Origin of the sequence: Sphingobacterium sp. LZ11T8 (genome assembly GCF_024261425.1) — a bacterium.
In the GTDB taxonomy this organism is placed as follows: Bacteria; Bacteroidota; Bacteroidia; order Sphingobacteriales; family Sphingobacteriaceae; genus Sphingobacterium.
This window is the reverse complement of sequence record NZ_JANBZY010000003.1, coordinates 35,242-60,246: the sequence shown is the minus strand read 5'-3', so window position 1 is coordinate 60,246 and position 25,005 is coordinate 35,242. Positions and strand designations below refer to the sequence as shown.

Here is a 25,005-nt window from a genome sequence, read left to right as displayed (position 1 = left end):
AACATTGGGGCTTGTGATAGCTTGCCGAGATGTAAGCCTGTGGCAATTACATATGATATAAACAGAACATTCAATTAAGGAAAAAATATAATTCTATAGTAGATGAAAATCCAATTAATAACCTCTATCGCACATGTGGGGATCCTGATCAGTTCTTGTAGCAAGGTAGACAACCTGAAGGAAGAAACCTCGCAGGTGGTCAACTTCAACGCCGGAATGAAAAAGGCAACCGCCAACAATGGGATCACAACGACTTGGAGCACCAATGATCAAATAGGGATATTTATGGTCAACAATGGTACTACGGATATCTATAATGCCATGAGCAACCGATTATACCAAACTGCAGACGGGAGCAACTTCAACGCCGCAACAGGACAGGAGATTTATTTTCCAGTATCTGGAAGTAAAGTTGACTTTATTGCCTATTATCCTTATCGAACAGGGATAACCAATCTTGGTAATTTCGCTATAGACCTTACTTCCCAGACTGATCTTGCGCCTAATGATTTATTATGGACAAAAGTTGATAATGCAGGTATTGGTTATGATAAAGCTTCTGCAACGATGGTTCCACTTGAATTTGAACATAAACTGGCAAAGCTGGTCATCCTGACATCGGCAGGTAGCGGAATGGATGATAGCAGCCAGGAATGGGAAGAAATGGAGGTGTCGATGTCTGGCATGAATACTTTGGCTGACTTTAGTTTGGCCACTGGAGTGGTCAGCAATCAAAATACCCCTGCCACTATTGAGCCTTTTGGAAAAACCTTGGGTAGCCGTTATGAGGCGATCGTTCTTCCAAAAACATTTGCAGCTGCCGGAGACTTTTCGGTAAGTTTCAGTATTGGGCCTGATGTGTTTGTTTGGAAAGCCAATGCTGGTTTAGAATTTGAAGCTGGTAAGGAGTATACCATAGACCTTGATATTGCAAAAATTGGAATGGTACTCGGAAATGTGACGATTAGAGATTGGCAGCCTGAATCCTTGACAGGAACAGCCAACTAAAATAAAGATATTGACACCTCTGCAGTTTGCAGGGGTGTTTTTTTATGCTCCAAATTTCTAGACTTACTTCATGTTAAAATGCATTTATTTGAGGGAATGTAGATTCTTGTTTTATCTTTGTGTAAACTAATTGTAACCCTGAGGTATCTTATCTGTATATTTTTTGTGCTGTCTACTTTCTGCCTATCTGCGCAGACAGTTTATAAAACTCCATCAGGCAGTAAATACCATACTGCAACGTGCCGTTATGTCAAGAATGTTTCAAATGCGTTGAGTATTGCTGATGCCCAAAAAATGGGTCTTAGTGCCTGTTCGCAATGTAATCCTGTGCAAACAAAACCAAGTGGTTTAGTGGGGACAGCTCAAAGTGGGTTAGGGATAAAACCAGGAGAAGCGCAAGGGGCAGTTTCTAGGTCTGTACAATGTAAAGGTAAGACCAAAAAAGGCACACGTTGTAAGCATATGACAAGAAATGTCAATGGATATTGCCATCAACATGAGCCGAGGTAGGTTTTTTGTGTAATCTTAGTTCCGGATTGGGATGTAATAATGGATTACAGCACCGGATTTGAAGGATTTTGTTTCGCGAAGGTTCATGTCAATTCGTTTTTCAATTTTATCAAATAACATTAGTCCTGGGCCTGCAATAATGGGGTGAATGCATAGCTGAAACTCGTCGATAAGGTTTTGATTCAGCAATTGAATGATTAAACTCCTGCTGCAGATTAAGATGTCTTTCCCTTCTCCGTTTTTTAATTCTTTTATCTTTTCAGGCAATGGTTTTTCGGACAATTGCGCAGTATCCCAGCCGGTTGATAGTATGCTGTTGGAGAATACGATTTTTGGAACCTTGTCTATGGCTATTGCAAAATCATTGTGAGATTGTTGGTCGGAAGGGTTGCTAAGGAGGGTTTGCCAAAATTTCATCAGTTCGAAGGTAATTCTACCGTAAAGGAGAGCATCGGCACTTGATATGAGCTGACTGTAATGATCATGGATATCAGCATCGGGATTTGGAACGGTATGATCGCAATTACCATCGAGGGTCATGTTGAAGGCGGCTGTTATTTTTCTCATGGTTGTGGGAGTTTGATAAATCAAAGATAAGGTTGGGAGGAGGGAATTGGCTTGTCATAGGGCAAGAAATGTGGGGGGAAGAGGGGCTTTTCTTTAGCATGCATTGGGTTTTTATTTGGTACCAACAGGTTCACCTTTAGCATACATAGTATCCTCAATAGCATTCTAACATGAAACATCAAACGGTTATTCGAGGGAGTGTGGGATTGCCTTCGGCGATCCCTGGAGGGGGAGGCTAAAAGATAGTATCAAAACCTTCGCTCGTTACACTCGCTGGTTTTATTTTTCACATCAAATTGCTTCAAGCAAGCTTGGCAATTTGATGTGAAAAATAAAACCCTTCAATTAACATTGAAGGGTTTTGAGATATCTTTGCGGAGAGGGCGGGATTCGAACCCGCGGTACCGTTTCCAGTACGACAGTTTAGCAAACTGTTCCTTTCGGCCACTCAGGCACCTCTCCGGGTTTCGACAGTGCAAACATAACGCAAAATTTTCACTCTTCAAAGTCGATTTAGCGAAAAATACGCATTTTATGAGCTGCCTACAGCAACCTTTTGAATATCAATTTGTTTTTTTAATTATCTTTCTTCTTACTTAGATCGTAATCAATGCGAACATGGTAAATGCTCTTCAGCATGGCCTTGAAGATCTTGGCCGATTCTGTGATCTCACGCATCGTAATATCCGCATTCTGGAACTGTCTCTGCAATAATTTATGGTCTATGATCTTGTCCACCAAATTATTGATTGACTCTTCGGTTGGCTCCTTTAATGCCCTTGAAGCAGCCTCAACAGAGTCTGCCATCATTAAGACAGCGGTCTCCTTTGAAAATGGTACTGGACCAGGGTATTTAAAGATTGACTCGTCAATGACCTTGTCTGGATTCGCCTTTACCGCCATGTTGTAGAAGTAATCAACCTTAGTCGTTCCATGGTGCGTTCTGATAAAGTCGATTACCACCTCAGGCATCTGGTTCTTCCTAGCCATTTCAATGCCCTTCAACACGTGCGAGATAATGATCTGTGCACTTTGTTCAGGAGTCAACTCCTCGTGGGGGTTGTCATTGGTTTTCTGGTTTTCGATAAAGTACAGTGGATTGATCATTTTACCAATGTCATGGTATAAAGCTCCTGCACGGACCAGTAATGGGTTTCCACCAATCTTATAAATTGCGGCTTCAGCAAGGTTAGCAACCTGTAGCGAATGCTGGAAGGTACCTGGTGCCTTTAAGGAAAGCTCACGCAGTAACCTAGAGTTACTATTGGTCAATTCCATTAAGGTTAAGTCAGAAACGATTCCAAATAACTTCTCGAAAGCATAGATTAAAGGATAGGCGAGAAGGGTCAATCCTACACTCACTGTAAATGGAAGGATGTCCTGCCAGTAAATCGAAGAAAAAGATCCGTTACGGGTCAGAACCAATCCCATATAAGCTAGGATGTAGGTTCCTAAGATCAGCACACTGGATACCAGGAATTGCTCTCTCTTAACCAGTGTACGGATGCTGTAAATCGCAACCATACCGGCCGTGAACTGCAAGAAAACAAAATCAAAACTGTTAGGTACGAACAGTCCGGCAATCAGTACCATCAGGATATGGATGTTGAGAGCTATCCGTGTATCGAACAATAATCTGAAGATGATCGGTACACTACAATATGGAATGTAATAAAGACTTGGGATCTTGATCTTGATAGCCCAACTCAATACCCCTAACATCACCAAAATGACGATGAAGATAATGAACAGCAGACGGTTATTGTTGAAGATATCCCTTCTGAAGAAATAAAGGAATACCATCAATAGGGCCATGGCTAGCGAAATCAGGATAAAGTGTCCAAAAGTGACAAGGTTCTGTTCGCCACTGATCCTAGATTCGTCCTCGAATACCTTTCGTAGGGACTCTAATTTCTGATAAGTGTCGTTATTGATTATTTTCCCCTGTTCAGCAATCAGTTCGTCCTTTTGCACCATCCCTCGGGTGGTTGAGATATTGGCCAAGGCCGTTTGCTCAACTTTGTTGGTCTGGGACTCATTAAAGACGTAGTTGATGGTAATGTAGTTTTTCAGGACTTCAGACAGCCATTTCTTATGTTCGATCAGTTTGTTCTTTTCAAGTGCTCCAACGATATATTGATTTGCAGATTCGATCGTATAACAATCTACCGTATTCTTCTGCTGGGCGATATTGTCGTGGATAAGGACAAAGTTATACTCCAACGAAGTAGGGTCATTTCTGGAGGAGTCATTGCCTTTATTTTGATATCGATTATTGAGGGAAAGGACACCTCTTTCGTAGATGTAATTCAAGAGGGCGGTTCCTACTTCTCGATAGTCATTGAGGTTCCCTGTCTCGGCGGAATCTAATTGGCTGGATTGCCATTTTTCGTTGAGGTCGGTATTGAACTGATCGATCTGTTCCTTACTGGCCACATCGTTCAGGTTATAGATAGGTTGGACCGTATTCAGGATGTACTGTTTATCGCGCTCCATTTCTTCGGCAGTTTTGAGGACTGCGAAGTTGTAGGGGGAGGTCAGGTTTTCATGGTTCCAAGGTTTTCCTTTCTGGTATTCGTACCTAAATCTGGGTTGTTTGGGTAGGAATATACAGATCAGGACAATGGTTAAGACCACCATTCCATATTTCCACAAACTGGAGTTTTGCTGTAATTTATCCTTAGGGTAATTTATCTTTAATTTCGCCACAATCTAATTTTAGTAATCCTAACTAACAAATGTAATTATTTTACGGCAAACAGTTTGATTTTAGGCTAAGACAATCTGAAAACATTGTCCTTATTGTCGAGGAGTTTCTTTCCTTTTTGCTTTGGATTGTAAGTTGAATGTAGCAATTCTAGGGAAAACCTGTCTATTTTTCAATTAGAGGATAATACTTGTTATCTTTGCAAAAAATTTAAGACATGTCCACACAACAACACTTAATAGCACCTTCGGTATTGGCTGCAGATTTTGCAAACTTACAGCGTGACGTAGAGATGGTCAATGCGAGCGAAGCTGATTGGTTTCATATTGACATCATGGATGGGGTATTTGTCCCTAACATCTCCTTTGGATTCCCGGTAATGAGTGCCATTGCAAAGCATGCAAAAAAGCCTTTGGATGTACATTTGATGATCGTGGATCCAGACCGTTACTTGAAGGTTTGCAAGGATAATGGGGCAGAGGTTATAACAGTTCATTATGAAGCTTGCACACATTTACATCGCACATTAGCAGCGATTAAGGAGTTGGGATGTAAAGCAGGGGTTGCATTGAATCCGCATACACCGGTTTCCTTGTTGAAGGATGTGATCCAGGATATTGACCTAGTTTGTCTGATGTCTGTAAATCCCGGTTTCGGAGGACAGAAATTCATTGAGCGAACGTACAGTAAAATTAAAGAATTACGCGCTTTAGCGGCAGAGCAGAATACGGATGTTTTGATCGAGATTGACGGTGGTGTTGGGACTTCAAATGCAGGCAAGTTATTGGCAGCTGGAGCTGACGTTTTGGTGGCCGGTAGCTTTGTGTTCTCTTCCGAAAATCCAGTTCAAACAATACAGGAATTGAAGGCTGTAGACCCTTCAGTTCAATTGGTTTAACCCTTTTGTTTAGAATACTTCCAAATTAGCGAGAAGTGGCAGAAATGCGAATAAAACGCAGTTTTTTTTGTATTTTTGCGTAAACAGCTCATAGTATGAGCTTAATAGTGTAAAATTTAATAAATCATATTAAACTACAAATAATGGCTTTTGATATAGACATGATCAAAAAGGTTTATTCTCAATATGATGAGCGTGTAAAAGCTGCTCGCCAAGTTGTAAATAAACCATTGACTCTAGCTGAGAAAATTTTATATACGCATCTTTGGGATGGTAATGCCTCAGAGGCTTACGAGCGTGGCAAATCATACGTTGATTTCGCACCGGACCGTGTAGCGATGCAGGATGCAACTGCTCAGATGGCTTTATTGCAATTTATGCAAGCAGGCCGTCCGCAAGCAGCAGTTCCTTCAACTGTTCACTGTGACCACTTGATTCAAGCGCGTGATGGAGCAGCAGAGGATTTAAATCGTGCTAAAAATGAAAGCTCAGAAGTATTCAACTTCTTGAGTTCTGTATCGAACAAATACGGTATTGGTTTCTGGAAACCAGGTGCTGGTATTATCCACCAGGTAGTATTGGAGAACTATGCTTTCCCAGGTGGTATGATGATCGGTACTGACTCCCACACAGTAAATGCGGGTGGTTTAGGTATGGTTGCGATCGGTGTTGGTGGTGCAGATGCATGTGATGTGATGGCAGGATTACCATGGGAGCTGAAATTCCCTAAATTGATCGGTGTAAAATTAACAGGTAAACTTTCTGGTTGGGCGGCTCCAAAAGATGTAATCTTGAAAGTGGCTGGTATCTTAACTGTAAAAGGTGGTACTGGTGCTATCGTAGAATACTTTGGCGAAGGTGCTGAATCTCTATCTTGTACAGGTAAAGGTACAATCTGTAACATGGGTGCTGAAATCGGTGCAACGACATCAACCTTCGGTTATGATGCTTCTATGGAGCGTTACTTGCGTGCTACAGACCGTGCAGAAGTTGCTGATGCGGCGAATGCAATCAAAGAACATTTGACTGCTGACCCTGAAGTTTATGCAAACCCTGAGCAATACTTCGATCAATTGATCGAAATCAACTTATCGGAGTTGGAGCCTTCATTGAACGGACCTTTTACTCCAGATTTGTATACTCCAATTTCACGTATGCGTGAAGAAGCTGGTAAAAACGGCTGGCCTACTAAAGTAGAGTGGGGATTGATCGGTTCATGTACTAACTCTTCATACGAAGATTTATCACGTGCTGCTTCTATCGCTCGCCAAGCTGTTGAAAAAGGACTTGTAACCAAAGCTGAATTTGGTATCAACCCAGGATCAGAGCAAGTTCGTTTCACTGCTGACCGTGATGGATTATTGAAAACTTTCGAAGACCTTAATGCAACTATCTTTACCAATGCATGTGGACCATGTATCGGTATGTGGGATCGTGCTGGATCTGAGAAACAAGAGAAAAACACTATCGTTCACTCCTTCAACCGTAACTTTGCGAAACGTGCTGATGGTAACCCGAACACTTTTGCATTCGTAACATCTCCAGAAATGGTTGCTGCGATCGCTATCTCAGGTGATTTAGGTTTTAACCCGCTTACAGATACGTTGACCAATAAAAACGGTGAGCAAGTAAAATTAGATCCTCCTACAGGTGATGAATTACCAGAAAAAGGATTTGCTGTGGATGATCCAGGATACCAAGCTCCTGCAGCTGATGGATCAAGCGTTGTAGTGGATGTGAACCCTGATTCAGATCGTCTGCAATTATTAGAGCCATTTGCAGCATGGGAAGGTACTGACCTTAAAGGCTTGAAATTATTGATCAAAGCTAAAGGTAAATGTACTACTGACCACATCTCTATGGCTGGTCCTTGGTTGAAATACCGTGGTCACCTAGACAACATTTCTAACAACATGTTGATCGGTGCGGTTAACTTCTTCAACGATAAGACTGATAATGTGAAGAACCAATTGACTGGTGAATACGGTCCGGTTCCTGCAACACAACGTGATTACAAAGCGCACGGTATTGGTTCAATCGTCGTAGGTGATGAAAACTATGGTGAAGGTTCATCTCGTGAACACGCAGCTATGGAGCCTCGTCACTTAGGTGTTCGTGCAGTATTGGTAAAATCATTTGCCCGTATCCACGAAACTAACTTGAAAAAACAAGGTATGCTTGGTCTTACCTTCGCAAATAAAGATGATTACGATAAAATCAACGAAGACGATACTATCGATATCATCGGATTAACTGAATTTGCTCCAAACAAACCGCTTACATTGGTATTGCACCATGCTGACGGTACGTCTGAAGAGATCCTTGCAAACCACACGTACAACGAACAACAGATCGGTTGGTTCAAAGCTGGTGGTGCATTGAATATCATCCGTTCAAATCAGTAATAGTATTTAGTAGTTAGTATCTAGTATTTAGACTAGAGCTGCTGACTTCAGAAGGTGCCGTTCCATTGGGACGGCACCTTTTTTATGTTTAGGGATGTCGCATTCCGAACCTTCCAAACAAAAATAATCTCTATCTTTATTCACCTAATAAGCCAAACTAAGCATGAATACAAGTTTATTAAAAAGCATGGCCTTGGCCGCTGTGTTGTTATCTACTGGAACAATGGAAATAAAAGCTCAGAAAATACCTTATGAACTGGATGCCAAAAAGAATACGACGGTAACCTATCAAGAATTGCAGGATTATTATTCTGCCTTGCTCAAAGGCAGGAAGGATGTGAAAATGATTGATTATGGATTAACGGATGTTGGGAAGCCATTGCAATTGATCGTCCTATCTAAGGATGATGACTTTGATCCCAATAGCATTAAGGCAAAGGGAAAGGCAGTGATGTTGATCAACAATGGGATACATCCAGGGGAGCCAGAAGGGATTGATGCTTCCATGATGTTTATCAGGGATCTCCTTCAAGCAAATAAATTACCTGATAACTTGGTACTCTGCGTGATCCCTGTCTATAATATTGCGGGGATGCTAAACCGTGGAGAATCCAGGGTGAACCAAAATGGTCCAAATGAATACGGTTTTAGGGGCTCTAGGCAGCATTATGATCTCAACAGGGATTTTATTAAAGGTGATACCCGAAATTCTAGGCTCTTCCAAAAGATATATAGCACTTGGGATCCCGATGTTTTCTTTGATACCCATACCAGCAATGGAGCAGATTATCAATATGTAATGACCCTAATCGAAACCCATAAGGATAAACTGCATAAGGACTTGGCACCCTATATGAGATCAAAATTCACGGATGAGCTATACAGAAGAATGGAAAAGGAAGGTTTTCCGATGGTTCCTTATGTGAATTCTAAAGGCGAGACGCCAGAATCGGGACTCGTTTCCTTTCTTGAAAGCCCTAGGTATTCGACAGGATATGCCGCCCTGCACAACAGTATTGGCTACATGCCAGAAACGCATATGTGGAAGCCTTATCAGCAACGTGTAGAATCCACCTATGCCTTGATGAAGAATTTATTTGAAGTTTCCGTAAAGGAGTCCAAAGATCTGGTTGCCCTACGCAAAAACATAAAACAGCAAGTCGCTGCCCAAACCGATTTTCCAGTCAGCTGGACCTTGGATACTGAAAAAGTTGATCAAATTGAGTTCAGGGGTTTTGAGTCCGGGAAAAAGACCAGTGAAGTATCGGGGCAGGATAGGTTATATTATGACAGAAGCAAACCCTTCAGCAAGCAGGTTCCCTATTTCTCGAATTACAAGCCGTCCATCAGTATCAAAAAACCAAAAGCATATATCGTACCCCAAGCTTATGATAGGTTGATAGAACTGATGCAAACCAATGGTGTCAAGATGCATCAGTTGGCAGCAGACGAGGTAAAGGAAGTGGAGATGTATTATATCACTTCCTACAAAACACAGGGAGCTCCCTATGAAGGGCATTATCCCCATCATTCGGTGGAGCTGAGTCCGAAGATGATGCAGGTGCCATTTTATAAAGGCGATTGGATAATCGAAACCAATCAGGACATTAATCGTTATATAGTAGAAACATTGGAACCCCAGGCGATGGATTCTTTTTTCAACTGGAATTTCTTTGATGCCATCCTTTCGCAAAAAGAATACTTCTCGGCCTATATATTTGAGGACACGGCGGCCGAACTATTGAAGAATGATGTTGAATTAAAGGAAAGTTTTGAGGAAGCGAAAAAACAAGATCCGAAGCTGGCAGAAAGTGGAAGGGCACAATTGGAATGGATCTATAAACGTACGCATCATTATGAGCATAACTATATGCTGTATCCGGTAGGAAGGATACTGTAAGATGGTACGAAACCATATCAAGCTTCCAAGATATTCCTTGGAAGCTTTTTTTATGCTAGGACTTTTAATTTTCTGTTGACAAAAGGCTGTCATTCATCGCACTTAAATTTGATTATTCAATCATTTAAAAAGAAAATATTATGAGCACTACAGGAATTATTACGAAAGAGAACTTTTTGAACCATTGGCAAGGACATAGAGGCTTAACGAGAAAAACAATTGAGAAATTTCCAGAAAAGGAATTATTCGAATATAGCATAGGAGGGATGCGCCCTTTCAGTGATTTGGTGAAAGAATTATTGACTATTGGGTTGCCGGGTCTAGAAGGGATCGATAGCAATACCACAGAGGGTTTCAACCATGATGTTCCATTTAATACCAAAGAAGCCTTATTGGCAGAGTGGGATAGACAGACCCCATTGATTACTGAATATTACAATAAGATTCCAGTAGAAAGATTTCCAGAAGATTACAATCTATTTGGTCAATTTAATCAGCCTATCATTGACAACCTTCTGTATTTTGTGGATAACGAAATCCACCATAGAGGTCAAGGCTATGTTTACCTCAGGAGTTTAGGAATTGAACCTCCCATGTTCTGGGACAGATAGAAATAGGAAAGGCTGCTCATTTTACCGAGCAGCCTTTTGTATATATGTCGCATCCAATTATTTCTCTTCAAAAACTGAATTTACTTCAGTGATTTTCCAGCCTTCACTGTCCTGCACCATGGTTAGGTAATCAATGCGTTTGAAGTTGGAGAAGTTAAGCGTTACTTTAGCAAGGCTGTATTTGCCAGTTTTCTCCACGATTTGATAGTCGCTATCACAGTTGTAGGTGTTTCCCTTTTGGCTTTTGATCTGTTTGATGTAGTTAGCTCTTGATAGGGGTGCCTGATTGTATTCAGTATTGTACTTCAAACTGAAGTCCTTACCTAATAGGTTGTCTAGATGGTCTACATTACCTCTTACTGAAGTGTTGATATAGGCGTCAACAACATTTTCTACCACTGCGCTGTTTAATTTGTCTTTGTCTTTATCGATTGCAAATGCTGTGAACGATGAAGCGAATAATAGACCTGCGATTGCGAATGTTTTTACTAAATTTTTCATGACTTATTTTTTTAATGATTAATACCTGTTTTATTTTTTCTTGTTATTTCTTATTTGATACTTCAAAGGTATAGCAGAAATACAGGCCATAACAGGCAAAATAGGTCAATTCTGAAGCTTTCTCGGTGAGTGCTGGAGTTATTTCGGTGAAAAACCCTCAGGGTTTTGCTGGAGAATTCACCGATGGATTTAGGGGTATTTATTGCTCGGTTGATTCAATCTCCTCGACGAAAACCTCTTCAGCACAGAAGCGAATCGTTCTGCCACTCATGAACATGAAGATGTCTCGTTACTTTTGGAGCCCAAAAGTAACCAAAAACCTTTGGCTCATTTAAGGTGGCTTTTCGCACCATCCTTCGCACATGGATAGAATGCCTTGTTGTCGGGAATATCTTTCAGTAAATCATCCCTATTGATGGGATGATCTACTGAAAGCATTCCAAGGCCAATCCCATCGCACAGGGCATCGGCATTCTATCCATTTTTCCGCCACTGGAAATGAGCCGGAGGCTAAAGAGCTTCCTGCGGAAGAATGGTTGTTTGAATAAATTGGGAACCCCTGGAAGGGGTGAAATCTTTGTAGAAGATCAAATCGCTTGACATATAACCCACGGCGTGGGTGAAATATTTTTCTGGAAATCCCTTCTTAATTCATTTCCAATTCTGAACGATAAGTGAAGAATCTGTACGGTTCTCCTTCTAGAGGCTTTGTCATATTCAATCTTCGATTGAAGAACTGTTCGCCAAAACAGCAATGGATGTTTTTCTTTTTGAAGGTTTGCTTTTTTCGAGGAGCTTCGAATGAACCTCGATACAAAAAAACTTAACTTATTGACAGTGCTCAGAGGGGCCATTCCGTCACAAGGACCTAATCATAAGTTAAGAAATGATTCAATTCAATTATGAATAGTCCATAATAAAACAACCTAAGGATTCCTTAGGTTGTTTATGTTATAATTTAATTGAGATTAAAAACTTATGATATGACTGGCATATTCAGCATCCCTATTCTTTAAGGATACTTCTAGATTTTCGCCAGATTTTGTGTTTTCAGGTTTTTTGATTTCAAATACATCACCCACATTGACTTCACCTTGAGCTTTGTCATTGACAAATATGGTCAATGGAGCATTGACTTGGTCGCCAATAACTTTATATTGATACGTATTGGAATCATCCGCTTGTAGTTCAATTTTGCCCTTAGCTGCAGGCTCTACAAATTCCGTTTGATTCATATTTAATTCTGAAGGAATTTCTTTGGTTTCAGGGTTTCCGAAAAGTAAACTTCCTATAAACAGTGCTGAAAAAAATAGTTCATTCATATGTTCAATTTTTTGTTATATGTTTAATTAATCTATTGTAATAACGATGTTACAAATAGGATTATTGCATTTACCATGCCAAAGGAGAGGATTTAAGGTTTTTTAACAGGTTAAGAATGGGGTTAAAAGAAAAAATCCTGAGCTGGGGAAGCTCAGGATTTTACCAAACCAATTATTAACCTAAATTATGAAATTACTCTTTATTACTCTTTTGCTTTTCTTTGTTATTATAACGAGACGAACTATACTTTCGTGTCTTTTTAGTTTTAGATTAACATCTTTTAACAAAGTATTAGCGTAATTCAATAATTATGGGAAGGTCTGCCTATATTTTAATCTTTTGATATGATATTCTTTGCAAAGTAAGCCATTGGGAAGTATGCAAATACTAGGTCCACGAAAGTAAACCAAAGTGGAGAAGGCAACATAAATATAGAGGCCAGTCCACCTAGGAAAAAGAATACTGCAATAACCATTGCAAAAGTTAATTTATTGGTAGGGGCAATCCATGCTGCTACCAAAGCACCAACGAAGGTACCTAGCGCGTGGGCAAGGAAAGGGAACAGGAAATTTATGGGTTTGAATAGATGCATTCCTGCCTTCAAACCTTCAGCGGTAGTGACGTCAACGCCATCAGGCGGAGGGATCACGGTACCACTTATAGAAACCAAGGCCATATTGACCATGGAGCCAATTACAATGCCCAAAACAACGGCAAGGATCTTACGAAAAATCGGATTCATTTGGATTAATAATATGCACAAATGTAATTCAAAATGAAATAGGTTGTAGCAGATCGGAAAATTAAATCAAGGCAAAATTATTCTGCAAGTTTAATCCTTGCTTGGTCAACGGATTCCACAAAATTTACCAATCGGCCTTTGTTGCTTTCAGCAATAAATTCCTTTAGACTTTGACTGTTATATTTTGAGAAATCTCCTACGATCATCAATCTCACACGATAGGTAGAGAATTTCTGCAGGATTTCCCCAGCCATTTTTGTTTTTAGATCAAAGAAATTCGGGTGTATGTTCTTTTCGTGAATGATCATCCTGTCGAATCCCTGATAATATACATCACCCATTACATCGGTGCCGTCTTCAACTGTTTTCCAGATATAATCGTCTGCTTGAACTTCTGCAATTTGTTGATTGTTGAGGCTATGTTTTATTAATATCATGGGGTATAGTGGAATATTTTATAAAAATAATAATTCTCTTGGAGAAAGCTTGGCCTTTTCTTAAAGAAATACTTTTGTCGATATCAGGAAAAAAGAAACCCCACTTAAGGGATTTAAGCGGGGTAAGGTATAAAGATAATAGTTATTGTGATTTTCTTTTTAATGGTTGGTTGCTTTCTTTCTGCAGGTATTAACCCCCAGTAGGCTATATAATGGACAGAATCCAATTAAGCTGGTGAGTACAAAAATCCCTGCAACAACCAATAGAACAATTGCCAATGTTCCGGAAATAACTTTTGTAAAGAACAAAACTGCAATAATGACTGCAATGATTATCCTGATCGTTTTGTCTTGTGGGCCCATGTTTGTTTTCATAAGTAAATGATTTAGGGTGAACACTAAAACAAAAATGGCTTATATCCTATAGTTTGTCAGTGACTTTTATCACATTGGGGAGAAAATTTCTACTTTATTTCTAAAAAGTTTCAAAATTCCCTTTTGTTCCAACTGTTTTAACAGTCTTGAAATTACCTCCCTTGAGGTAGAAAGGTCATTGGCGATCTCCTGGTGGGTGATATTTAGGATATTACTTTGTACAGCCTCAGCTTTGGTTTTCAGGTAATCCATCAATCGCTCATCGATTTTCTTGAAGGCTACACTATCCAGCGCATTGATGATTTCATCGTATCGATTGTCCATGGTTCTCAATACAAACATGCGCCAGCTCGCATACGAATCATACCATTTCGCCGAAGTTGATGAAGGAATGGCGATCAGTTCCACCTGCTCTTCTGCAATGGCCTTGATATTACTCAGTTTGTTCATGAGCGAGGTAGATAGGGATACCGCACAGCTCTGGCCTGCTTTTATATAATAAAGGATCAATTCATTCCCTTCATTTGTCTCTCGTACGACCTTGACGGTCCCTTTAAGCAGGATAGGGATGACTTTGATATATTTATGTGGTTCTACGATAATATCCCCGGTATTAAATTCAAGTTTGCTGCCTACTTGTTCAAACTCTGCTCTTAAACCCTGTTCCAAGAGGAAATCAAACTCAATGTTATTCATCTGAAATATAGTTGTGTGAATATAAATATTTAAACAATATTAATGTTTAAACAATAAATATAGATAATGGGGAAATCATAAAATGCTAAATTTTCCAAAAAATAAAAATTATTAGGCATTCGGCTACAAATGCTGGCAGGAAATTAGAAATTAATATTTTTTATATTCAATTAGGTCATTTCTTTATCCTGATAATAAAATTAATTTTAATAGCGCCGTGTATTTAATTACCATGGTCGATTATCTGTTAAGTAATATGCATACTAAGTAATAGCGTGATTTGGAATCATGTTTTTTCATTATACATTCACGCCAAAAATGTATCCCACCAATGCAGATAGAGCCATCGCGATAGTTCCCCAAATAACGATCCTGATCATAGGTTTCAAAGGTTTTGCACCGCCGGTCTTTGCAGAAACGGCTCCGAGGATGACCAATGAAATAATGGTGAATCCATATAGGGAATATACCATATAGTCAACGGGAGCAAAGATTACTACCAGTAGGGGAAGTAAACCACCTGCGGTAAAAGCGGCACCAGAAGCCAAAGCAGCTTGGATTGGATTAGCCTGATTGATATCGGTTATCCCAAGTTCATCGCGGATGTGCGCAGCCAAAGCATCGTGCTCCGTCATTTCCCTGGCCACCAGCATGGCAGTTTCCTTTTTCAATCCGCGTTCTTCATAGATCTTTGCCAACATCTGAAGTTCCAGCTCAGGCATTTCAGCAAGTTCCTTCGCTTCTCTCTTAATATCAGCCCTTTCGATATCGGTTTGCGATGAAACCGAAACATATTCCCCCGCTGCCATGGACAATGCTCCAGCGACCATACTGGCAACGGTTGCCAGCAAAATAGGATCCCTGCTGCTACTTGCTGTTGCGACCCCGATGGCTAAGCTGGCGACAGAAATAATTCCATCATTGGCACCCAAGACAGCAGCCCTTAACCAATTGCTTCGATGTATATAATGGGTCTCTAAATATTTGTCGATTGTTGTCATGGTTATCAGTTATTTAGATACTGTAATGTAAGGAAATTAATCCTAAAAGATTATTCGCCTTTATCTAGGTTATAATCCATTCTTAAAACTAAATAGGGGAGTATATTGATTTCCCGAAAGTTGAACAACTTCCTGAAATAAGCTGTTCAATTGCATGAGGCTATCCGTTAAGGAGCCTTTTGCTTTCAAGATCGACTCTACCTTCTTGGTCAAATCCTTAGGTTTCTGATCTGCTTTTTCTAAGATCTCTAAGGCTTTTTTATCTGAGATTGGATAAATTTCATTGATGGCAAAGAGGGCTTGGACAATAGCTTTCAATGTTCGGGTAAAGCAACCAAAGGTATTGTAGTAATCATTGCTCTTCGCGAACCCATTAGTATTGATGATGCTGAATTCTGCAGCCCAAAGGGATTCTTGGATGATTTTGTTCTTTAGCGGTTCAGGATATATCTTGACCAATGATTTCAGATATTGTATTACATTTTGAGGGTCGAATACGGCCTTGCAGGCTTCAATCTCCGCCAGATAAAACAAAGAAGTAAACCCATATGGAGGTTGCTGTTCATAGTGATTTTCCCAAATACCTTCCATTGCATCCTGAATCGTTCTCCTTACCTGGTTGATATTGCGGTAAAGGAAATCGATCTTCCCTGCTTCAGTCTGTATCCAAGCACCACCATTCACCCAAGGCCCCCATTCATAAAAGTCGGTAACTGTAGGAATATTGTCCTTGGCATATTTCTTTGCAATCGATTCAATTTCTTTGATGTCAAACGGATTGTTCTCATGGTAATAAATCCCAATATCGATGTCAGAATCTGCATTTTCCCTTCCTGTGGCATAGGAACCGCCTAAAACCACAGCCGATACATGTTCCACTTTTTCCAGATCCTCGCAGATTGCATCAAATATTTTTTGTTTTTCAGGAGGTAGATTCATACCCATAAATTAAGCATTTTATTGCATTTCCAACTTGACCTTAATAGCTTCCAGCAATCTTGTTTCAAAATCTTTGATGACCAGTTTGGCCCAAAAATTAGCATAGAAATTCATTTTAGAGGTAATCTTATAGTCACAGGATAAGGTAACCTTGGTTTGATCTGATGAAATAGGCGATAGGTTGTAATATATATTTACAAACTCAAAGTTATTTCCCTGAAGAATATGTTTATCGGTAGGTCTATCTCGTAATTGAGATTTTTCAATATCAATTTTATAACTGACAAACTGATTTTCAACCTGTTTTTCTATGGTTTCGTAGAGCGCTAAGCCGTCTGTAAACTGTCCTATTCTATATTGGGTTCCGTTTTCCTGAAATAAATTAGATTCAATAGGTCGAGGGATTCCGATAAACTGAAAAAAACCTTCCTTATACTCTTTGTCTGTCAAATGAGGGACCTCCACAAGGTTTGGGAAAATGTATTCCTGACTCTTATTGATAATTGTACTATATGAAACTTTGTAATCCTGGGTTCTGTCAGGAAATGACTTTTCAATTGGGAGAAAGAACAAAGGAAGAAAGACCAAAGTAAATAACTTCTTCTTTTTCTCCTTTCTTTTCAACAAGATCCCAGAAATAAATCCCACCGTGCCCGTGATCAAAAAATAGGGTAGGCCAATAATGAATACGCAAAAGAGGTCTTCTAATTTTGTAACGATTGCCAATAATAAAAAAAGGAAAACCGAAATTATCGGATATAAAAATGTTTTGAAATCATTTTTATAAACGTTGTTCTGCAGGAATAGTATTGGGATAATTCCAATAATAGCAGGGGTTATGAAAATGAAGGAAATATTATAGACATTATTCGAAAAAATAATAGAATCTTCCTCAACTAAAAATCTAATTAATAAACCATATAGCGCAGCTATTAGTATTCCAAGATATTGGGAAGGATTTTTAATTGGAATCTGCATAGGTTTATATTTTATATTCAAGGTAAATAAGATAATTTGACCAAGCAAATAAATGTACCATGGAATTGTTTAACGGCTACCTACAGTTTTCATTTCCTGACGGGGAATGGTTTAAGAAATACAAGCATCCTTCAAATGCACCAATATTATTTGGGAAATTCTTCTGAAACCTCTGCAACAGAGGAGAATAGGAATTGCCAAATGAAATATATAACGATCAATGAAATAATCAAGACAATGATCCAAATCCATGTGTTTCTAAAATTTTTATCCTCTAACATGCTTATTAAACAGTTAATACTGTGTTTTGGTTGAAAGAAAATACAGCACATAAAAAAATCCTAAGCCGGGGAAGCTTAGGATTTTTATAACTAACCAATTATTAACCTAAATTATGAAATTATTTACTCTTTACTCTTTTACTCTGTTTGTACTATATTAAACGCAAAGCCTATGCCTATCTTATATTTGGTAATGTGGATTAACATTTTTTAACGGAAATTTAGTTTGAAAGCCTTTCAAGCGGGATTAGGAGTAAATCTACTATTCAAGAAACAAGCTGTTGGATGGGTTAGATTTGGTCAGTTTTCCTGACATTCTTTTCCAAAATTCTATTCAATGTATAGTTGAACATAGCTTACTTTCCTTCGGGTCTCATTCGAGACATATTCGAGAAATCCTTTGAAATTCATTGAAGATTGCCCGAGGATACATTGAATATTATTTTAAACATTTTGCGAAAATTCCGAATGTGTCTCGAATGAGGTTAAGATTATCCCCAAAACAAAAATCCTAAGCTGGGGAAGCTTAGGATTTTTTTTACTAACCAATTATTAACCTAAATTATGAAATTATTTACTCATTACTCTTTTACTCTGTTTGTACTATAAAAACACAAAGCCTGTGCCTATCTTATATTTGGCAATTCGGATTAACATTTTTTAACGAGGAGGGAGGTTTTGCCTTTCTTTGCCAGTGACCACCTGAGGCACGATGATTTTCGGGACCATGCAAACAATAATTGCATTGGCGTACAGTTCCTTTACCTTCGGTAAAGGATGACAGGGTTGGGAAGGAGAACCGAGCAGATTCCTCACTGATCGTTCATAATCTAACATGTACTTGAGAGGGATTCAGAGTGTTAACGAAGAATCTATTTTTATTATAAATAGCTGGGTTTGTCATTACGAATCGTAAGATGAGTAAACTATTTCAATTGAAGATTGGGTTATGGTAGGAGGGATGCTGGTAATAAAATGAGATATAATGTTGGGTGAAAATATTCTGGACTATTAGAAAACAGAAAAGCTCTCTAAGAAGAGAGCTTTTAAGTACGCCAATTAGGGTTCGAACCTAAGACCTACGGTTTAGAAAACCGTTGCTCTATCCAGCTGAGCTATTGGCGCCTGATTTTGTGAAGCAAAAGTAGGTATTTGCTTGATAAAAGCAAAATAAAATCGCTTTTTTTACTTGAATAATCATTAACTAATTGCCTTCCAAGTACATATTTTTAATATTTCGCCGGCCTTTCCTCTATATTATTAATGTGCAATAAAAAATACTGCATTGGATAAAATAATTTCCTGCTCTAATGGGTTAAAAATCAGCTTAATTAGGCTATAAAGGGGATTTTAAACCATATTATTTTCATTTTTTATTTGGAGATCAAGTCAGAATTTGTACTTTTGTCGCGGAGAGTTGGCAGAGTGGTCGAATGCGGCGGTCTTGAAAACCGTTAACTGTCACAGGTTCGGGGGTTCGAATCCCTCACTCTCCGCACAAAAAGCCTTCATCGAATAGATGAAGGCTTTTTTGCGTAGGTGAGGGATCGAACCTTGTGTTGGCCTGGGTTCGACCCGCAGGGGGTTCAGGGTTTGCGCTGGGGGCATGTGGGGCTGAACCAATCCCTCACTCTCCGTGTAGTCATTAGAATGATGATTAAATCATCACATGGGGTTCAGGTGATCCAGTACTCGAATCCCTTTTTTAATGAACGTTAAAGCAATAGAATTACTGATTTTCAATATCATTTCCTAATACTATTTGCTTCAACAGAGCACATTTTTATTTTAGTTTTCAAATTATCATATTCATAATTATTCCCCATTCAAATTTTCAAATTCATATCACCATTCCCTTTGAAAGTACAGTTATTAGATTTATTATTATGCCCCATTCAAATTATGAAATTCGAAATTGATTATTGATAGCTTTGAAGATTAGATATTTTAAACTAATTAGTTTAAACTTTAGACACAGTTTTGGCACTGTTTATTTGGATTGTAATAAGGTGGTTGTTATAGATTACTGTTGAGACTATTTTATTTTTTATTAAATGATTTGGATGCGGTTGAGATAGTTTTTTACAAGACTTCTGTGAATGATTCTGTCGCGGTGATTGGTAAGGTTGATTGGTTAGTTCACTTTGTCGGGGCATAGACAGCGACATTTACTAAAATTTTGCTTAATACTTGATTAATTCTCTATATACCAACCTGTTGTGTTTTGCTAACATATTGTTTTTACAACACATCAAAGGTCAAAAAACACCTATTTTTATCAAACCGCATCAATAAACCGTATATAAACCCATACCTTAAGGAATATTAAACAGAATATTATTTAATAAATATATGACAAAACAGAACAATGTTCAGTTTGATTTTATTGAAATATGGAATCAGGTATTGGTACATTGTTCTTTCTTAACAGCTCATAGATATTAACCATAGACTTGCAGTCTTGTTGGTGCTGTGTATAGGTAGATTCAAGGGTTTTGATTTCTTCATTGTCGATATACTTTAAGATGTTTTTTGTTGAGGCGTTTGCAAAGTCGGGTGTTTTCCTTAATGCTTCAATCCTTCTTCCAATAAATATTTCCTTTATTTCTTCATATTTACCTTCTCTTTCCAGTTCTTTCTTGAAATCTTGATTGAACATACTTATGAAGGTTTTGGTTTCATTGAAAAGGTTTTCATATATCAGCCTTATTAGGAATTTACGGTCTTCAGGATCTAGCCTTGATTTTTTTAAAATGGTCTCATAGATATTTTGCTCTGCTTTGAATTTTTTGGTGATTCCAACAAGGCTGTGATGTTCTACTAGGCAGAAATTGTTTTCTTTGATTGTGCTTCTTATGTCCATTAAATCTGAAAACCCAATATTGAGTTGTTGTTTTGTCCTTTCCAGTTGTTTGTATATCAAATCTATTGCCCTGTTGAATTCTACATCCTTTCTGTTGCTTTCCAGTTCGTTTTGCTGAACCTTGATTTGATTTCTTTGTTGTTGATAGTTGATATACAGGAATACGATTGTGATTATGCCTGTTATCAATAATATGAACTGTATGGTGGTGTTGCTTGCTTCTAAGCTGTTTGTTGGGGATTCAAGATATTGGTTGAACAGTTCGTAATAGCCGTAAAAGAATGCAATAAAGGCTGTGATAGTGATTAGTGAGAATTTCAGGTATTTGTTCATAGTTCAATGTTTGGTTTGTTGTGTTGCAAATATATCGATATATGGAATCTGTGCGGATATTTTTATCTTAATTAGTTAAAGTATTCAAACTTGAAACAATTATGTTTAACTCAATTGTTTTAAACTATCTCAATAAGGTAATAAACACAAGTATGTTTAATCTTAATTTCAATCTTGAAATCTCAACAGGATTGAAACTAAGGTTAGGCTTTTAAAATAAAATAGAAATATCTCAATTGGTTGAGGTTGTTACGTAGATAAACAATATTCCTAATATCTCAATAACCTCACAGTGATCTGTTACTGGGATAGTCAATATAGAAGGGGTTGCGCCTCCAACCACCCACCAAGGAGTTAAACCTTTGAAAATTAAACTCCCATTAGGATCTAAAATCGGTTATCTTTTGGAAAAGTTATAAAGTATCCACTTCATTGTTTTTTATAAAAATAACCTATACCTGTGGTTATATTTTTTATAAAACTTGTTTTTTTCATTTTTGATATATGTTTGATTATCTGGTAAAGAATAATATTAAGGTTGTGAATGTCATGATTTCAGCAGTTGATAGCCAACCAAAATATTAATGTAGACCTTCAGAAGGTAGCCTAGAATCGATTATCTTTTGAGAATGGCATAAAGCTGAACGATACAAAGTGTCTAAAACCGTCTTAAACAACAAAAAATTATCATAAAATAATGGTATCCCCCAACATGGGGGATACCATTATGAAATAAAAAAACAAGAATAGCAATGAAATTAAATATGGATAGAAGAATTAAATACCAAGTTCAGATAATTCAGGAATGGAAAATGATGTAAAGCAGTTGGAATTAGAGAACGAACGCTTAAAAAACAAAATAAAAAAAGGGATAGTTTAGTCAGTTATCCCTTTTTTTGTTTTTATTCTTCTTCTGTTTTAAACTCTTTATTTTTTTCAAGTTCATCAATTAGTTTTGTTAGTTCATTTATTCTCTGCTTTTTAGCATCTTCAAAGGTTATGTTATCAGGTAAAACGCTTAGTGTAGTACTTTGAACTGTATGGTTACTTAAACCGTTGAACAAATTTTCAACACTAAAATCACAATATTCATTTAATTCATCTAGGGTCTTGACAGATTTAAGTTTCCCTAAAACTATTTTTAAATTTTCCCGGTTAAGTTCGTTGTTTTTTGGATTCATATCTTTAATTAGTTTGATTAGACCTTAAACATAATTAATTTTTCACCTATCTTATCATCATGCTTTGAATAATTTTTGTTATTTCCGCTCAAACGCTCCTTTATGAATGTCCAAAAATCCAGTCCAGTCAAATCACCAAGATTTTCCATAATTGATTTCAATTCTGCTGTGGTAAAACTGCAACTATCTAAAGTAATGGTACTATTGGCATAAAATGCAGTTGAAACATATGACTGACCATTAACGCAAGCATATCATCAGCACCTTAACCAAAGGTGTCAGGTAATTGTTTAGACCTGATTGGTATATTGTTTTTTTAGCTCTCATTAAGGCAGTTATAACGACTATTCCGATGAAAATACCAATGATAAGTAAAAAGTCCATATTGGGGAAAAGTACGATACAATGAACAAACACAATTAGAATCCAATTCTCTAGGACATACAATAATCAATAGGTTTATTTTTTATATTAGATATTTCAACCCTATTATTTAACAAAAAATAAAGCTAATGAAAGCTAAAAATAAATATCAGACTATTGATACGGTAATAATTATAGTATCTATTATTGCAGGATTAATATCAATAATATTCTTAACCTCCTTATGTGGAAATTATTTCTTGCTGAAGGGGGAACTTAATATTCAAGCTACCGGAAATGTGGGTGATTTTTTTGGTGGTGTTGTTGGTTCGTTTATCGGTCTGATAAGTGTTTTATTACTTTATAAAACTTTATTATTCCAAAAAGATGCTTTACAGAACCAACAAGATGAAGTTAATAATAATATTATTTCCAATAAATTACAAAGGGGAACTGATTTATTGATCGCATTAGTCACAGAATTGAAACAAGATAATAATTACCTAGATATTTTATCTATAAATAATCAGTTAGGAGAAAGGGAAATATCTCTTGAATTTCTTAAAATTCACTTGACTCAAATTGAGACTCTTTTATCCAAAATTGATTTACATTTCAATGTAATAAATAAGCTTATATACCAAGATGGCTTTGATGTTATTGATATGAACTTATTAAGGTTAATAGTTTTTAATAGTTTAGGTAGAGATTTTTTCTCATTCTTAAATAATTTGAACTATTTTGTTTCTAATAGGAATAATTATAAATCGGTAGAAGATGAAGTAGAATTGATTGTTACCATTCAGAACGTTAAACATTATTTAATAAAACCATTGAATAATTCTAAACATCTAAATGAAGAAGAAATAGTTAATATAATAAATAATTATAAAGCTGAAGACAATGTAAAAGAAATCAGGCTTGAGGATTGGTTAAAAATAAGTAATAAAAAAGCCTAATTTATTATGGGTAGCATTCTATCTTATATAATCTATATTAATAATAAATCATTTCCTATTTCATAACATATAATATCTAAAACCACTTTCGCTAGTTATATTGATGAAATACTGAAAGATTTCAGCTTGCTCATAATAATTATAACTTAATTCAATGATAGTATCACCTTTTTTATAATAATGAGTTGTGGTACTATCTACACTTTCTGTTTCGGTATGTTTAAAACCTAAAGATGTTAACTCTTGTTTGATAAGATTATAATCAGTTCTATATAGCGTGAAAAATGTAGTTGAAATATTATAATCTTCAAAAACCTTTTTGGATATTCCCATATAAGAAACATCATTTTTTGAATTCTTTATAAAATCAAAACTATCATATTCACCTAACTTAGAAGATGGAGAAAATTGAAATCCCATTTTGTATAGTAAATCTTCAGCAATTACAACGGATTCATCTTGTATTTCCAACAATTGATTTAAACTAACCCTTTGAGCAAATACATTTATTTTTGAAAGTAGAATACCGAATAGAAAAATATCGTTCTCATAAATAAAAAGTTTGGTTAATAAAAAGTATAGTTTTTAAAATAACTAAAAAAGACAACATGTGGTCTGTCTAAACGAATAATTAAATATGAATAATTAATTTTTGGCTTTTGATTTCCTTTTAGCTCCTACATTTACACGTGGTACTGTGTAGTTAACTGTCAAAGGTTCAAGGGATCGAACCTTTTGCCGGGCGGGGTTTGCCTAGAGGCTATCTAATTTTCAGCTTCATTTTGAAAATATCATGTAAAGGCTGTTTAGGCGTTCAATTTTGCAATTAGAGAATGCATTTGGCTTTCAGTTGTCACAACGTTTTTTAATCCTTTCCCTAAAGCGATCACATCATTAGATACAGTTGATATTTTATTTAATTTTGCAACAGCAATCAATAAATATATTAGCATGATGCCTTCTGAGAGCTTTGAAATTATTAAATATTCCGATGCATATAAGCAACAAGTTTTGACTGTTTGGGAAAAATCAGTTCTTGCGACACACGATTTCTTGACCCCAAATGATTTTAAAGAAATTAAGGAATTAGTCAGTACAATTAATTTCAATGATTTTCAGGTTTTTTGTTTAGTAAATGGAAAAGTAATATTAGGTTTTATTGGTGTTGCGGATATGAAAATTGAAATGCTCTTTTTAGACCCTAAATATTTCGGACAAGGGCTGGGACAGAAATTATTACATTTCGCAGTCAAAAAACTAAATGCAGACAAAGTAGATGTAAATGAGCAGAACTCAAAAGCAGTGAAGTTTTATCATAGGTTTGGGTTTGAAATATTTGAAAGAACTGATAAGGACGACCAAGGAAGAAACTACCCTCTGTTAAGGATGAAATTAGCTGATTAACAATACAGTATCTATAAAATTAT

At 37.1% G+C, this 25,005-nt stretch carries 22 protein-coding genes and 3 tRNA genes; 9 read left to right on the top strand and 16 right to left on the bottom strand.

The genetic code is table 11. From position 1 onward, the window contains the following. Nucleotides 1-102 precede the first annotated feature (102 nt). Together NLF99_RS08460 and NLF99_RS08455 are read left to right on the top strand one after the other, a co-directional pair. Nucleotides 103-1,008, top strand: a complete 906-nt coding sequence (locus tag NLF99_RS08460; protein WP_254527720.1) for a fimbrillin family protein — start codon at nt 103-105, stop codon at nt 1,006-1,008. A gap of 117 nt (nt 1,009-1,125) precedes the next feature. Further along, nucleotides 1,126-1,518, top strand: a complete 393-nt coding sequence (locus NLF99_RS08455) for a DUF5763 domain-containing protein (protein ID WP_254527718.1) — start codon at nt 1,126-1,128, stop codon at nt 1,516-1,518. Between the two features lie 15 nt (nt 1,519-1,533). Here NLF99_RS08455 and NLF99_RS08450 read toward each other — a convergent pair whose 3' ends face one another. The 3 genes from NLF99_RS08450 to NLF99_RS08440 form a co-directional block, all read right to left on the bottom strand. Further along, nucleotides 1,534-2,085 carry a dihydrofolate reductase family protein gene (locus tag NLF99_RS08450; protein ID WP_254527716.1) on the bottom strand — a complete coding sequence of 184 codons (552 nt, stop codon included), beginning with the start codon at nt 2,083-2,085 and terminating at the stop codon, nt 1,534-1,536. Between the two features lie 375 nt (nt 2,086-2,460). After that, nucleotides 2,461-2,547, bottom strand: a tRNA-Ser gene (locus NLF99_RS08445). A gap of 114 nt (nt 2,548-2,661) precedes the next feature. Further along, nucleotides 2,662-4,794 carry an HD family phosphohydrolase gene (locus tag NLF99_RS08440; RefSeq protein ID WP_185213851.1) on the bottom strand — a complete coding sequence of 711 codons (2,133 nt, stop codon included), beginning with the start codon at nt 4,792-4,794 and terminating at the stop codon, nt 2,662-2,664. A 215-nt stretch (nt 4,795-5,009) separates the two neighbouring features. Between NLF99_RS08440 and rpe the strand changes: the two genes are divergently transcribed. The 4 genes from rpe (at nt 5,010) to NLF99_RS08420 (ending at nt 10,606) form a co-directional block, all read left to right on the top strand. Beyond that, nucleotides 5,010-5,690, top strand: a complete 681-nt coding sequence (gene rpe / locus NLF99_RS08435; RefSeq protein WP_185213852.1) for a ribulose-phosphate 3-epimerase — start codon at nt 5,010-5,012, stop codon at nt 5,688-5,690. A 143-nt stretch (nt 5,691-5,833) separates the two neighbouring features. Then, on the top strand, nt 5,834-8,095 hold the full coding sequence (locus NLF99_RS08430) for an aconitate hydratase (RefSeq protein ID WP_254527713.1): 2,262 nt from the start codon (nt 5,834-5,836) through the stop codon (nt 8,093-8,095). Nucleotides 8,096-8,258: 163 nt separating this feature from the next. Further along, complete coding sequence (locus NLF99_RS08425) at nt 8,259-9,995, top strand: M14 family zinc carboxypeptidase (protein ID WP_254527711.1); 1,737 nt, start codon at nt 8,259-8,261, stop codon at nt 9,993-9,995. 140 nt (nt 9,996-10,135) lie between these two features. Continuing rightward, the gene (locus NLF99_RS08420) at nt 10,136-10,606 is read left to right on the top strand and encodes a DinB family protein (RefSeq protein WP_254527709.1); all 471 of its coding nucleotides are present in this window, start codon (nt 10,136-10,138) and stop codon (nt 10,604-10,606) included. 57 nt (nt 10,607-10,663) lie between these two features. On the opposite strand, the gene NLF99_RS08415 is transcribed toward NLF99_RS08420, so the two are convergent. The 10 genes from NLF99_RS08415 to NLF99_RS08370 form a co-directional block, all read right to left on the bottom strand. After that, nucleotides 10,664-11,107: a nuclear transport factor 2 family protein gene (locus tag NLF99_RS08415; RefSeq protein ID WP_254527707.1), complete on the bottom strand. Its 444-nt coding sequence runs from the start codon at nt 11,105-11,107 to the stop codon at nt 10,664-10,666. Nucleotides 11,108-12,075: 968 nt separating this feature from the next. After that, nucleotides 12,076-12,429 (bottom strand): hypothetical protein, encoded by a 354-nt coding sequence (locus NLF99_RS08410; protein WP_185213857.1) that lies wholly within the window; start codon nt 12,427-12,429, stop codon nt 12,076-12,078. Between the two features lie 332 nt (nt 12,430-12,761). Beyond that, nucleotides 12,762-13,172, bottom strand: coding sequence for a hypothetical protein (locus NLF99_RS08405; RefSeq protein WP_254527705.1), 411 nt, complete (start codon nt 13,170-13,172; stop codon nt 12,762-12,764). Between the two features lie 77 nt (nt 13,173-13,249). Continuing rightward, a complete protein-coding gene (locus tag NLF99_RS08400; protein ID WP_185213859.1) occupies nt 13,250-13,609 on the bottom strand; it encodes a DUF4180 domain-containing protein in 360 nt (119 codons plus the stop codon). 159 nt (nt 13,610-13,768) lie between these two features. Continuing rightward, entirely contained in the window at nt 13,769-13,984 is a 216-nt protein-coding gene (locus NLF99_RS08395) for a DUF2892 domain-containing protein (protein WP_185213860.1), read from the bottom strand. A gap of 69 nt (nt 13,985-14,053) precedes the next feature. Continuing rightward, nucleotides 14,054-14,680, bottom strand: a complete 627-nt coding sequence (locus NLF99_RS08390; RefSeq protein ID WP_185213861.1) for a Crp/Fnr family transcriptional regulator — start codon at nt 14,678-14,680, stop codon at nt 14,054-14,056. Between the two features lie 299 nt (nt 14,681-14,979). After that, nucleotides 14,980-15,681, bottom strand: a complete 702-nt coding sequence (locus NLF99_RS08385) for a VIT family protein (protein ID WP_185218300.1) — start codon at nt 15,679-15,681, stop codon at nt 14,980-14,982. A gap of 69 nt (nt 15,682-15,750) precedes the next feature. Beyond that, on the bottom strand, nt 15,751-16,626 hold the full coding sequence (locus tag NLF99_RS08380) for a nucleotidyltransferase domain-containing protein (protein WP_254527703.1): 876 nt from the start codon (nt 16,624-16,626) through the stop codon (nt 15,751-15,753). Between the two features lie 12 nt (nt 16,627-16,638). Beyond that, entirely contained in the window at nt 16,639-17,346 is a 708-nt protein-coding gene (locus NLF99_RS08375; RefSeq protein WP_254527701.1) for a hypothetical protein, read from the bottom strand. 1,584 nt (nt 17,347-18,930) lie between these two features. Continuing rightward, nucleotides 18,931-19,004 (bottom strand) — tRNA-Arg (locus tag NLF99_RS08370). A 286-nt stretch (nt 19,005-19,290) separates the two neighbouring features. Here NLF99_RS08370 and NLF99_RS08365 point away from each other — a divergent pair. Then, a tRNA-Ser gene (locus NLF99_RS08365) sits at nt 19,291-19,375 on the top strand. Between the two features lie 887 nt (nt 19,376-20,262). Here NLF99_RS08365 and NLF99_RS08360 read toward each other — a convergent pair. Together NLF99_RS08360 and NLF99_RS08355 are read right to left on the bottom strand one after the other, a co-directional pair. Further along, complete coding sequence (locus tag NLF99_RS08360) at nt 20,263-21,075, bottom strand: hypothetical protein (RefSeq protein WP_254527699.1); 813 nt, start codon at nt 21,073-21,075, stop codon at nt 20,263-20,265. 902 nt (nt 21,076-21,977) lie between these two features. After that, complete coding sequence (locus tag NLF99_RS08355; protein WP_254527697.1) at nt 21,978-22,256, bottom strand: hypothetical protein; 279 nt, start codon at nt 22,254-22,256, stop codon at nt 21,978-21,980. A 512-nt stretch (nt 22,257-22,768) separates the two neighbouring features. Between NLF99_RS08355 and NLF99_RS08350 the strand changes: the two genes are divergently transcribed. After that, nucleotides 22,769-23,578, top strand: coding sequence for a hypothetical protein (locus tag NLF99_RS08350; RefSeq protein WP_254527696.1), 810 nt, complete (start codon nt 22,769-22,771; stop codon nt 23,576-23,578). 60 nt (nt 23,579-23,638) lie between these two features. Here NLF99_RS08350 and NLF99_RS08345 read toward each other — a convergent pair whose 3' ends face one another. Then, nucleotides 23,639-24,049 (bottom strand): hypothetical protein, encoded by a 411-nt coding sequence (locus tag NLF99_RS08345; protein WP_254527695.1) that lies wholly within the window; start codon nt 24,047-24,049, stop codon nt 23,639-23,641. Between the two features lie 480 nt (nt 24,050-24,529). Between NLF99_RS08345 and NLF99_RS08340 the strand changes: the two genes are divergently transcribed. Then, nucleotides 24,530-24,982 (top strand): GNAT family N-acetyltransferase, encoded by a 453-nt coding sequence (locus NLF99_RS08340; RefSeq protein WP_254527694.1) that lies wholly within the window; start codon nt 24,530-24,532, stop codon nt 24,980-24,982. The last annotated feature ends 23 nt before the right edge of the window (nt 24,983-25,005 follow it).